We start from the raw sequence: 12,800 nt of genomic DNA, 5'->3' as shown, positions 1-12,800 counted from the left end.
GATTATTGTCCTATCAAAAACGCACCCTTCGCAGTTAAAGGGTGCGTTTTTAAGATTAAGTTATTTACTCATTTCCTGAAATGCATGATCACACGCTTCAATCGTTGTATCGATATCAGCTTCGGTGTGTTCGGTCGTTAAGAACCAGGCTTCATATTTGGATGGGGCCAGATTAATGCCTTGATTTAACATTAATTGAAAGAAGGTCGCGAATGCCTCTCCATCGCTTGCTTCAGCCTCAGCATAGTTGGTAATTTCCCCGTTTCCGAAATATACGGTCATGGCGCCACATAAGCGGTTGATCGAAATTGGCACACCGTGTTCGGCAGCTTTTTCCAGAATGCCAGCTTCCAAACGTGCGCCCAAGCGATCGAGTTTTTCATAGACACCATCTTCGTGTAATACCTCCAGGCAAGCAATTCCGGCGGCCATCGAGGCTGGATTTCCTGCCATGGTCCCGGCTTGGTAGGCGGGTCCAAGCGGCGCAACCTGTTCCATGATGTCTTCACGTCCACCGTACGCACCGATTGGCAAACCACCACCGATAATTTTACCCATGGCGGTCATGTCCGGTTCAATGCCATAAATCTGTTGAGCGCTGCCGTATGTAAACCGAAAAGCCGTGATTACTTCATCATAAATCACTAATGCACCAGCAGCATGCGTAATGTCGTTAACCGATTGTAAGAAACCTTCATGCGGTTCGACAATGCCAAAGTTGCCAACGATTGGTTCTACTAACACCGCAGCAACGTCATTTCCCCATTTATCCATGGCTTCTTGAAATGCGTCAAGGTCGTTAAAAGGGACGGTAATAACATCTTCAGCAACTGCTTTCGGAATACCAGCGGAGTCAGGTGTTCCCAGTGTTGCCGGACCAGATCCTGCCTGGACTAATACGGAGTCAAAATGTCCGTGGTAACAGCCGGCAAATTTAATTACCTTGGTACGATCAGTATATGCGCGTGCCACTCGAACGGTTGTCATGACTGCTTCCGTCCCAGAGTTGGTAAACCGCACCTTGTCAAGGGAAGGAATCGCTTCTTTGAGCATTTTGGCAAATGTGTTTTCCAAGCGGGTTGGTGTACCATACAGTGTCCCGTTTGTTGCGGCGTAGGTGATTGCCTCCGCGATATGTGGGTGTGCATGCCCGGTGATAATCGGACCGTATGCGCCAAGGTAATCAATATATTTATTGCCATCTACATCCCAAAAGTACGCTCCTTTTCCATGCTCCATATAAACCGGAGCGCCACCGCCAACGGCTTTATAGGAACGAGAAGGTGAATTGACCCCGCCAACAATATGGGTAAGTGCCTCTTCGTGTAATTGTGTTGATTTTGTCAAATCCATATTTATAAATGCCTCCTTATTCGGGGATTAATCCTTTGTTGCTTTAGCACTTTAAAACAGTGGGAGACTAACCCCCCGTTTCCTATTTTACACGACTTTTTTCTGTTTCGCAGTATCGACATGTTGAATGATGAAAAGATGACAACCTTCTCTTGGGATAGGCATATATATGGTACAAGCAGGAAAGTGAAGAAGGAGAATTCGTTATATGCATATATTTTTATGGATTGTGTTGATCGTTCTCATCTGTATCATTATTGGCAGCAGTCTAATTAGTTTTATTCGCGATTGGCCCTTGCATAATCGGCGTTTCGAGATGAAAGATGTTCGTTTTTCCTCAGAAATTTTTTATACCCTATTAGTGATTTATGTCCTGGTCATTCTTGGTTTTGCACTGATTTATTTTATTCTTTCCTTTGAGCATGTGACATTGGCGGAGGGTGGTGAGCTAAGAGAGGTGGGGGTAATCGGCACACTGATTCATTCCATCTATTTTAGCGGTGTGACGTTGTTGACGATTGGCTATGGCGACATCGCGCCGGTTGGAATTGGTCGATTTATTGCCTTGGTGGAAGCACTGATTGGATATGTACTGCCAACCGCGTTTGTCCTGAAGCTGGTGCAATATTCCTATCATAGCCGCGATCATTAGCAAACAGAACTTGTACATGTTATAGTATTGTTAGAATATTGTAATGGAGGGATGTAGCATGTCTGTTGAAGTAGGAAAAACAGCACCAGATTTCACATTACCAAATCAAAACGGTGAGCAGGTAAGCTTGAAGGATTTCCGTGGAAAATATGTTGTTCTTTATTTTTATCCGAAAGATATGACTCCCGGCTGTACAACGGAGGCCTGTGACTTCCGCGATCAGCATGAAAGCTTTGGTGAACTTGATGCCGTTATTATCGGGGTGAGCCCAGACCCAGTCGATCGTCATCAGAAATTCATTGACAAACACGATTTACCGTTTCAACTTTTGGCCGATGAAGATCATCAGGTTGCTGAAGAATATGGCGTGTGGAAATTGAAGAAGAACTTTGGCAAGGAGAGTTACGGACTGGAGCGTTCGACGTTTATTATTGATAAGGAAGGCAAGGTACAAAAAGAATTCCGCAAAGTTCAGGTCAAGGGTCACGTGGACGAAGCATTGCAATTCATTCGCGACAATCAGGAATAGGAACAAAGGATAGTCCTTCGATCGGGGCTATCTTTTTTAGTATTAGTCTTTCTTATGTTCTATCATTTCTCTCCTGTGAATAGACTATCACTAACAAATCTATTAACGAGGTGGAATGAATGGAACTAAGAGAAGATACAAGGACGTATACAGTCAGAAGGATAACGGCATATTCAGGTGTGAAACGTGGAATCGATATGATGGTCAGTCTTCTGGTGTTGCTATTGTCCGCGCCAGTGATATTGATCATCTATATGATTCTCCGTAAAAAAGAAGGAACCCCCTGTTTACTGCGAGAGGAACGGGTAGGCAAGGATAATCGGATCTTTACGATGTGGTCATTTCGGACAACCACAGTTCCATCGCGAGTTATTCGTGGTTTTCCGCCATACGCGTTTGCGAATTCATGGACAGAGGGGGTGCCGGATTCCTTTATCCGACAAGCAGATACGGGGATTCGGGTTACAAAAATTGGTGCATTTTTATATAAATACAAGCTTGATAAGTTACCGCAATTCATGAACATTTTAAAAGGTGATATGAGTTTGGTTGGTCCGCAGCCGGAAATACCGGAACTCGCCGATTATTATAACGTGGTTCAACAAAAGCGGCTGCAAATACGTCCGGGAATGACCGGATATGCACAAGCAAACGGATTGGTCACCGAAGAAAAGCATGGTCGGAAAATCGCCTATGATCTCTATTATTTGCGTAACTATTCATTCTGGTTTGATATCAAAATCATTTGGTACTCCCTTTTTCGCAGGGCGCTTAATTAAATTTTAGCCAGCTTCTTTCTGTTCAAATAAGCGGAAAACGTTTACGATAGAAAGAGAACGCATCAAGCAAGGAGGGAAAACCAGTGACTATTCTTTTTTCTTCACAACCATCAAGCAAACACCGGGAAAGACTAATGAAGCAGTTTCCGGAACAATCATTTACGTTTTGTAACACAATGGATGAAGCTATTTCCTATTTGCCGGAAGCTGAGGTGCTGGTAACTTACGGAGGGGATTTGACAGCTGATTTGCTTGAACAGGCAACACAGTTAAAATGGATGATGATCCTATCCGCGGGAATGGATAAAATGCCGTTAAAAGCAATTGAAAAACGGGATATTCTTGTTACCAATGTACGGGGCATCCATCAAACACCAATGGCTGAGTATGCCATAGCGATGCTTTTGCAAGTATTTCGCCAGAGCAAAACAATTATTAAAAATGAGACAAACCATGTTTGGGATAAGCAGATACACATCGTGGAACTAAACGGGAAAACGATGCTTATTGTGGGTGCAGGGGCAATCGGACAAGAAGTTGCACGTCTGGCCAAGGCATTCCGGATGCAGACAATCGGTGTATCGAAAAGTGGGAAAACAGTTGAACATTTTGATGAAAATCATCCGAATCATGAGTTGGAAAAATTGCTGCCAAAAGCAGATGTTGTCGTGTCAGTCCTGCCAAGCACACCGGAAACAAGCTATTTTTATACGGAAAAACACTTTCAGCTTATGCCCGAACATGCCGTTTTTTTAAACATGGGACGCGGGGATGTGGTAGCAAGTGATGTACTATTACAGGCTGTCCGTAATAGGGAAATTGCCCATGCTGTTTTGGATGTCCAGGAACAAGAACCGCTTCCAGATAACAGTCCATTTTGGGAGGAAGAGCGTATTACAATTACGCCACATATATCAGGTTTATCACCACATTATGTCACCAGGGCATTAGAGATTTTCAGTAAAAACTTATCGATTTACCTGGAGAATCGGACTGACTTCATCAACCAAATTGATGTATCAAGGGGGTATTAACGGTGGTACGAATTTATACGCGATCAGGGGATAAAGGTACAACATCATTAGTATATGGAAAACGGGTGCCAAAAAATGATTTACGGGTGGAGGCTTATGGAACCTGCGATGAAGTAAATTCGATGATCGGACTGGCCTTAAGCTTTTTGGATAAGGAACAATGGGATGGAAAGGATAGCTTTCTGCAAAGTATGCACCGGGTACAGACTATTTTATTTCACGTGGGAGCTGAGCTGGCGACCCCCAATGATAAAGAAGTAAAATGGAAACTAAAACAAGAGTACATTGATGAATTGGAACGGCAAATCGATGCATGGGACAAGCATTTGGAACGATTGCATAACTTTATCCTGCCGTCCGGTCATTGTGCATCAAGTGCGCTACATACTGCACGTACGATAGCGAGACGTGCCGAACGTACTGCCGTCGGATTAGAGTCTGAACTGGCGAACCCGCTTGTTGTCTCCTATTTAAATCGATTATCCGATTATTTATTTGTAGCAGCACGATACGTGAACCAAAGCCTGGGCGGAACGGAAACAACGCTGAAGGCAGATATTTAAAAATGAGAAGCAAGCATAATCTTCTATATGGAGATGCTTGCTTTATTATTTTCAGGTGATAATAATTCTTGAAAGGGAATATACTTGTATTGACAGAACTTGAGTGGAACAGTTACACTAATTATAAGAATTACAATCTAATAATTTGACCAGTTAATTTTTGGATTTCTTTTTTTGAACATCCTCTGTATTATTAAAGGAAAGTGGGGTGCATGACGATGTCTGAACAAAGATTGCGTGAAGCGATTAGTACTTTAAAAGAATCAGGCGTAAGGATCACACCACAACGTCATGCGGTTCTTGAATATTTGCTTAATTCCAGTACTCACCCAACAGCAGATGATATCTATAAGGCACTTGAAGGGAAGTTTCCCAATATGAGTGTTGCCACCGTCTATAATAATTTACGTGTATTAAGGGAAATTGGCTTGGTGCGTGAATTGACATATGGCGATTCATCCAGCCGTTTTGATTGTAACACAACGCAACACTATCATATTATTTGTGAAGAATGTGGGAAGATTGTTGATTTCCATTATCCAAGCCTGGATGAGGTGGAGTCACTTGCCGAACAGGTGACAGGATTTAAAGTTAGTCATCACCGGTTGGAAGTTTACGGGAAATGCGAAGACTGTCAGGGACTTGAAACACAAAAGCACTAATATTTTTTATTTGAAAACACCAGCTGTAAATGACTACGGCTGGTGTTTTTGTTGTTCAGAAGATATTGTTATGATCACGCCCATTGGTTATTCACCATTTTTTTCTTTTGCCTTCATTTCTTCCCGGAAACGCCGTTTATTATAACGTTCATCAAATTCCTTGCCTTCGAGTTCCTTATCGAGGGTTAATGGTTGCTTGCAGTGCATACAGGCATCAACCCGTCCCAGCATTTTAGTTGGCTTGCCACAGCTTGGACAAATAATTGGCACAGCCCTGGTCGACAACATGCCGATCCAAAAGTAAACAACACAGCTAAAGATAACCGCAAGCATTCCCAAAATGAAAAAGATCGCCATTAACCAAGGTATCTTTTTGGTTAAAATACCGACATACATAAGGGCAATCCCGAAAAAGATTAAGCTCAAGGCAAAAGTACGAATCTTATTGATTTTACTGGAATAGACTATTTGTTGATCAGCCATGGGTGGTATTCCTCCTTCAATAGTACACAAGCAAGTATAGCATATTTTAAACGATATTTCGTTTCGGAAAAAGGATATTGCGGTTTTTCGGCGAATTATATTACTATTGAGCGTGTTCAATATCTGGATAAAATGGAATAAAAATAAATGGGACGGGTGATTCTGCCCCTTTTTGAACATGCTTACCTTACATATGGCTGGAAAACAACGTCCCTTTTGTGGAGAAAAGTCAAATACTAACATACGTTCAACCGACAATTACTGAAGAATAACAGCAATCTGATTAACCATGTGTTGCCCCTTCACCGATTGGAGCTTCACTTAATGGAGGAATGGAAATGGAAGATTTACTACGGCCAATTTATCAGGAACGAGCAAGTGATGTTAACACGCTCGGCGTATTAGTGATCGAAAAGCTGAAACCTAATAGCACAATTACCGATAATTTCGATGTCATTTTGTTGATTATTGTGAGGCAGCAAGATCCATCGTGGCATGTTAAGCATTATGAGTTTAATGACCAAACAGCCGCCATGCACGTCGTAACCAACGATCTGTTAATGAAGTGGATTGATACAAGTGGATATCGCAAGGCAATAGCTTGGTTAGTTCATGGAAAAGTTATCTTTGACCGGAATGAATTTATTGCAAATTTGCAAGAGCAGTTAAGAGAATTCCCCCGAGAGAAACGGGATTTACGTAAGGCTATCGAATTTGGCAAACTGATTAAAAGCTATAGTGATGCAAAAGACCTTTATGAATCGGCACAATATAAAGATGCTTACAGCAGAATTGTTAATTCACTGCATTATTTGGCACGTCTTGCAGTTATTGAAAAAGGCTACCATCCCGAGGTAACTGTTTGGAGTCAGGTGAAATCGATCGATCCGGAAGTATATAAGTTATATGATGAGCTAATTGAAAGCCACGAGGAATTAACCAAACGAATAGAGCTGATGATTCTGGCCGCTGACTATGTGATTGCCAATCGTGCAAAGACATCAGCTGCGCATCTATTGGATGTCCTTCAATCAAAGAAGGATCCCTGGACGTACGGCGAACTAGTGTCTGAGCCGCGTGTATCCGCCTATTCACTTGATTTAACAGCGATGATGAGTTACTTGATCGAAAAGGATATTATTCAAACAGAATTAACCGAAACGAAGGGTGCGGGTGTCTACCATCGGAAGTACCGGGTTGATATGGATTGATGGAAATCCCCATTCAGTAAAGGATGCAGTTGTTACACATCTCTTTATCGAATGGGGGTTTGTTATTGGAACTAAATAATATGAAAAGGTGATGTTTAATAATTATGGATGTGGTTAACCTTGGCTTAAAAGCATTATTGCAGGAAATGGCAGGTTGTTAATTGTGATGAGCTTGCGGATCCATATTTAAGATTCAGACATTGAGGGATGTCAAAGGGTTCGATGGAAATAACCTTTGAGATAATAAAGCTTTTACTGATTATGGATATGTTCAATGACGAATGTCCAGTTACCACGTCCAGTGTAAGCTCGTTAATGAAAAGAAATTCTCCATGTTATGGGACAACGAAGTCAATACAGCCTATATAAGCGCGCTGTTCAAAACCACGCCAATTTGAATTTTAACAAACAGGAGGACTGAGACGTAAGCCCACCTTTATCCACCTCTTGAGCACGCGCTATTAGAGAGAGGTACAGTGTATAAGTTCGGACGGTTGAGAAAGACACGATAAGTTTTGAATGTCAAAGGGAAGATTTCAATTAATAGGAAAAGTTTTTTAATAAAAGTAGGCGTTGACTTTGTATTATATGCATGGTAAAGTTAATTTCGTTGCCAAGATGAACGCAATTGAACAAAGCAAACAAGATTAATAAAATAAAATTTCTTGTTGACATAACATTGCAAATCATGGTATTATAATAAAGTCGCTGTTAAGAGACGGTGATCAGAAATTTGCTCTTTGAAAACTGAACAAAACAACCAGTATGTAACAGATGTCAGAGGTTGAGGTTAGAAGTTAGATCAATTGATTTGATGGAAAACGCAGACCCTGGAATCAATTTTTGCAGCTAAGAATTTAGATGAAATTAATTGGTGTTAATTTTATCACAAACTTTTTTGGAGAGTTTGATCTTGGCTCAGGACGAACGCTGGCGGCGTGCCTAATACATGCAAGTCGAGCGCGGGAAGCAAGTAGATCCTCATCTGAGGTGACACTTGTGGAACGAGCGGCGGACGGGTGAGTAACACGTGGGCAACCTGCCTGTAAGATCGGGATAACTCGCGGAAACGTGAGCTAATACCGGATAATACTTTTTCCTGCATGGGAGGAAGTTGAAAGATGGCTTTGGCTATCACTTACAGATGGGCCCGCGGCGCATTAGTTAGTTGGTGGGGTAAAGGCTCACCAAGGCGACGATGCGTAGCCGACCTGAGAGGGTGATCGGCCACACTGGGACTGAGACACGGCCCAGACTCCTACGGGAGGCAGCAGTAGGGAATCTTCCGCAATGGACGAAAGTCTGACGGAGCAACGCCGCGTGAGTGATGAAGGTCTTCGGATCGTAAAACTCTGTTGTGAGGGAAGAACAAGTATTGTTCGAACAGGGCAGTACCTTGACGGTACCTCACCAGAAAGCCCCGGCTAACTACGTGCCAGCAGCCGCGGTAATACGTAGGGGGCAAGCGTTGTCCGGAATTATTGGGCGTAAAGCGCGCGCAGGCGGTCTTTTAAGTCTGATGTGAAATCTTGCGGCTTAACCGCAAGCGGTCATTGGAAACTGGAGGACTTGAGTGCAGAAGAGGAGAGTGGAATTCCACGTGTAGCGGTGAAATGCGTAGAGATGTGGAGGAACACCAGTGGCGAAGGCGACTCTCTGGTCTGTAACTGACGCTGAGGCGCGAAAGCGTGGGTAGCGAACAGGATTAGATACCCTGGTAGTCCACGCCGTAAACGATGAGTGCTAGGTGTTAGGGGGTTTCCGCCCCTTAGTGCTGAAGTTAACGCATTAAGCACTCCGCCTGGGGAGTACGGCCGCAAGGCTGAAACTCAAAAGAATTGACGGGGGCCCGCACAAGCGGTGGAGCATGTGGTTTAATTCGAAGCAACGCGAAGAACCTTACCAGGTCTTGACATCCTCTGATGACGGTAGAGATACCGAGTTCCCTTCGGGGACAGAGTGACAGGTGGTGCATGGTTGTCGTCAGCTCGTGTCGTGAGATGTTGGGTTAAGTCCCGCAACGAGCGCAACCCTTAATCTTAGTTGCCAGCATTAAGTTGGGCACTCTAAGGTGACTGCCGGTGACAAACCGGAGGAAGGTGGGGATGACGTCAAATCATCATGCCCCTTATGACCTGGGCTACACACGTGCTACAATGGATGGAACAAAGGGCAGCGAAGCGGCGACGCATTAGCTAATCCCATAAAACCATTCTCAGTTCGGATTGCAGGCTGCAACTCGCCTGCATGAAGCCGGAATCGCTAGTAATCGCGGATCAGCATGCCGCGGTGAATACGTTCCCGGGCCTTGTACACACCGCCCGTCACACCACGAGAGTTGGCAACACCCGAAGTCGGTGAGGTAACCTTTTGGAGCCAGCCGCCGAAGGTGGGGCCAATGATTGGGGTGAAGTCGTAACAAGGTAGCCGTATCGGAAGGTGCGGCTGGATCACCTCCTTTCTAAGGATTATATTACGGAACGGGAAGTTTATTCCTAAGACATACTCGGTTGTTTGGTTCAGTTTTGAGAGAGTAAATCTCTCTATTTGTACCTTGAAAACTAAATAAGAGCAAGACAAACAACGACATCAACTTTTAAAGTTCTTAAATATAGTTAAGTGAAAAAGAGCGCACGGTGGATGCCTTGGCACTAGGAGCCGATGAAGGACGGGACTAACACCGATATGCCTCGGGGAGTCGTAAGTAGACTGATCCGGGGATTTCCGAATGGGGGAACCCGCTGCTCGTAATGGAGCAGTACACCTATCTGAATACATAGGGTAGGTGAGGCAGACCCGGGGAACTGAAACATCTCAGTACCCGGAGGAAGAGAAAGCAAACGCGATTTCCCAAGTAGCGGCGAGCGAAACGGAAACAGCCCAAACCAACAGGCTTGCCTGTTGGGGTTGTAGGACACTCCAATGGAGTTACCAAGAAATTCTTTAGATGAATCGATCTGGAACGATTAGCCATAGCGGGTAAGAGCCCTGTAATCGAAAGAGAATTTCCTCCGGAGTGGATCCTGAGTACGGCGGAACACGTGGAATTCCGTCGGAATCCGGGAGGACCATCTCCCAAGGCTAAATACTCCCTAGTGACCGATAGTGAACCAGTACCGTGAGGGAAAGGTGAAAAGCACCCCGGGAGGGGAGTGAAAGAGAACCTGAAACCGTGTGCTTACAAGTAGTCGAAGCCCGTTAATGGGTGACGGCGTACCTTTTGTAGAATGGACCGGCGAGTTACGATCGTATGCAAGGTTAAGTGGAAGACACGGAGCCGTAGCGAAAGCGAGTCTGAACAGGGCGTTTGTAGTATACGGTCGTAGACCCGAAACCGTGTGATCTACCCATGTCCAGGGTGAAGGTCAGGTAACACTGACTGGAGGCCCGAACCCACGTATGTTGAAAAATGCGGGGATGAGGTGTGGGTAGGGGTGAAATGCCAATCGAACACGGAGATAGCTGGTTCTCTCCGAAATAGCTTTAGGGCTAGCCTCAAGAAAAGGAAGTACTGGAGGTAGAGCACTGATTGGACGAGGGGCCCTCACCGGGTTACCGAATTCAGTCAAACTCCGAATGCCAGCTACTTGATCTTGGGAGTCAGACTATGGGTGATAAGGTTCATAGTCGAAAGGGAAACAGCCCAGACCGCCAGCTAAGGTCCCAAAGTATACGTTAAGTGGAAAAGGATGTGGCGTTGCTTAGACAACCAGGATGTTGGCTTAGAAGCAGCCATCATTTAAAGAGTGCGTAATAGCTCACTGGTCGAGTGACGCTGCGCCGAAAATGTACCGGGGCTAAACGTATCACCGAAGCTGCGGATTGTTCTGAAAGAACAATGGTAGGAGAGCGTTCGAAGTGCTGTGAAGTCAGACCGTGAGGACTGGTGGAGCGCTTTGAAGTGAGAATGCCGGTATGAGTAGCGAAAAAAGAGTGAGAATCTCTTTCACCGAATGCCTAAGGTTTCCTGAGGAAGGCTCGTCCTCTCAGGGTTAGTCGGGACCTAAGCCGAGGCCGACAGGCGTAGGCGATGGACAACAGGCAGATATTCCTGTACCACCTCATGACCGTTTGAGCAATGGGGAGACGCAGAAGGATAGGGAAAGCGCACCGATGGATGAGTGCGCCCAAGCAGTAAGCGAGTTGGATAGGCAAATCCGTCCAGCAATCGCAAGCTGTGATGGGGAGTGAAAATGGTCACGAAGTTCCCGATTTCACACTGCCAAGAAAAACCTCTAGCGAGGTCACAGGTGCCCGTACCGCAAACCGACACAGGTAGGCGAGGAGAGAATCCTAAGGTGATCGGGAGAACTCTCGTTAAGGAACTCGGCAAAATGACCCCGTAACTTCGGGAGAAGGGGTGCTTCTTGCATGAGAAGCCGCAGTGAATAGGCCCAAGCGACTGTTTAGCAAAAACACAGGTCTCTGCGAAGCCGAAAGGCGAAGTATAGGGGCTGACACCTGCCCGGTGCTGGAAGGTTAAGGGGAAACGTTAGCTCACAGGAGCGAAGCGTTGAACCGAAGCCCCAGTAAACGGCGGCCGTAACTATAACGGTCCTAAGGTAGCGAAATTCCTTGTCGGGTAAGTTCCGACCCGCACGAAAGGTGCAACGACTTGGGCACTGTCTCAACGAGAGACCCGGTGAAATTATACGATGCGTGAAGATGCGCATTACCCGCGACAGGACGGAAAGACCCCGTGGAGCTTTACTGTAGCCTGATATTGCATGTTGGTACAGCTTGTACAGGATAGGTGGGAGCCATCGAAACCGGAGCGCCAGCTTCGGTGGAGGCACCCGTGGGATACCACCCTGGTTGTACGGACATTCTAACCCAGAACCGTGATCCGGTTCGGAGACAGTGTCAGGCGGGCAGTTTGACTGGGGCGGTCGCCTCCTAAAAGGTAACGGAGGCGCCCAAAGGTTCCCTCAGAATGGTTGGAAATCATTCGCAGAGTGTAAAGGCACAAGGGAGCTTGACTGCGAGACCTACAAGTCGAGCAGGGACGAAAGTCGGGCTTAGTGATCCGGTGGTTCCGCATGGAAGGGCCATCGCTCAACGGATAAAAGCTACCCCGGGGATAACAGGCTTATCTCCCCCAAGAGTTCACATCGACGGGGAGGTTTGGCACCTCGATGTCGGCTCATCGCATCCTGGGGCTGTAGTCGGTCCCAAGGGTTGGGCTGTTCGCCCATTAAAGCGGTACGCGAGCTGGGTTCAGAACGTCGTGAGACAGTTCGGTCCCTATCCGTCGTGGGCGTTGGAAGTCTGAGAGGAGCTGTCCTTAGTACGAGAGGACCGGGATGGACACACCGCTGGTGTACCAGTTGTTCCGCCAGGAGCATAGCTGGGTAGCTACGTGTGGCAAGGATAAGTGCTGAAAGCATCTAAGCATGAAGCCTCCCTCAAGATAAGACTTCCCATCACTTCGAGTGAGTAAGATCCCTCAGAGACGATGAGGTTGATAGGTCCGAGGTGGAAGCGTGGTGACACGTGGAGCTGACGGATACTAATCGATCGAGGACTTATCTATA

Annotated in this window: 9 protein-coding genes and 2 rRNA genes; 9 read left to right on the top strand and 2 right to left on the bottom strand. The window is 45.7% G+C overall.

The window, feature by feature from the left end; translation table 11 throughout:
• Window positions 1–60: 60 nt before the first annotated feature.
• Window positions 61–1,353 (bottom strand): glutamate-1-semialdehyde 2,1-aminomutase, encoded by a 1,293-nt coding sequence (locus O2S85_RS14780; RefSeq protein WP_269410074.1) that lies wholly within the window; start codon window positions 1,351–1,353, stop codon window positions 61–63.
• Window positions 1,354–1,561: 208 nt separating this feature from the next.
• Between O2S85_RS14780 and O2S85_RS14775 the strand changes: the two genes are divergently transcribed.
• The 6 genes from O2S85_RS14775 to perR all read left to right on the top strand — a co-directional run bounded on the left by O2S85_RS14775 (window position 1,562) and on the right by perR (window position 5,572).
• Entirely contained in the window at window positions 1,562–2,005 is a 444-nt protein-coding gene (locus O2S85_RS14775) for a potassium channel family protein (RefSeq protein ID WP_269410073.1), read from the top strand.
• 58 nt (window positions 2,006–2,063) lie between these two features.
• Window positions 2,064–2,534, top strand: a complete 471-nt coding sequence (bcp, locus tag O2S85_RS14770) for a thioredoxin-dependent thiol peroxidase (RefSeq protein ID WP_269410072.1) — start codon at window positions 2,064–2,066, stop codon at window positions 2,532–2,534.
• 119 nt (window positions 2,535–2,653) lie between these two features.
• The gene (locus O2S85_RS14765; RefSeq protein WP_269410071.1) at window positions 2,654–3,313 is read left to right on the top strand and encodes a sugar transferase; all 660 of its coding nucleotides are present in this window, start codon (window positions 2,654–2,656) and stop codon (window positions 3,311–3,313) included.
• A gap of 83 nt (window positions 3,314–3,396) precedes the next feature.
• Window positions 3,397–4,347, top strand: coding sequence for a D-2-hydroxyacid dehydrogenase (locus tag O2S85_RS14760; RefSeq protein WP_269410069.1), 951 nt, complete (start codon window positions 3,397–3,399; stop codon window positions 4,345–4,347).
• Window positions 4,348–4,349: 2 nt separating this feature from the next.
• Window positions 4,350–4,910, top strand: a complete 561-nt coding sequence (locus tag O2S85_RS14755) for a cob(I)yrinic acid a,c-diamide adenosyltransferase (RefSeq protein WP_269410068.1) — start codon at window positions 4,350–4,352, stop codon at window positions 4,908–4,910.
• 218 nt (window positions 4,911–5,128) lie between these two features.
• A complete protein-coding gene (gene perR, locus O2S85_RS14750) occupies window positions 5,129–5,572 on the top strand; it encodes a peroxide-responsive transcriptional repressor PerR (protein ID WP_269410067.1) in 444 nt (147 codons plus the stop codon).
• 87 nt (window positions 5,573–5,659) lie between these two features.
• On the opposite strand, the gene O2S85_RS14745 is transcribed toward perR, so the two are convergent.
• A complete protein-coding gene (locus tag O2S85_RS14745) occupies window positions 5,660–6,055 on the bottom strand; it encodes a YgzB family protein (protein WP_269410065.1) in 396 nt (131 codons plus the stop codon).
• Window positions 6,056–6,393: 338 nt separating this feature from the next.
• Here O2S85_RS14745 and O2S85_RS14740 point away from each other — a divergent pair, with 338 nt between their 5' ends.
• From O2S85_RS14740 to O2S85_RS14730, 3 genes are all read left to right on the top strand, one after another.
• Complete coding sequence (locus tag O2S85_RS14740) at window positions 6,394–7,266, top strand: nucleotidyltransferase-like protein (RefSeq protein ID WP_269410064.1); 873 nt, start codon at window positions 6,394–6,396, stop codon at window positions 7,264–7,266.
• Window positions 7,267–8,161: 895 nt separating this feature from the next.
• A 16S ribosomal RNA gene (locus tag O2S85_RS14735) occupies window positions 8,162–9,727 on the top strand.
• A 152-nt stretch (window positions 9,728–9,879) separates the two neighbouring features.
• A 23S ribosomal RNA gene (locus O2S85_RS14730) occupies window positions 9,880–12,799 on the top strand.
• The 16S and 23S rRNA genes sit together here, the layout of an rRNA operon.
• Window position 12,800 lies beyond the last annotated feature (1 nt).

The organism is Lentibacillus daqui, assembly GCF_027186265.1.
GTDB lineage: Bacteria > Bacillota > Bacilli > Bacillales > Amphibacillaceae > Lentibacillus_C > Lentibacillus_C daqui.
Note: the sequence above shows the minus strand (reverse complement) of the source record. Positions and strands in the feature narration are given on the sequence as shown.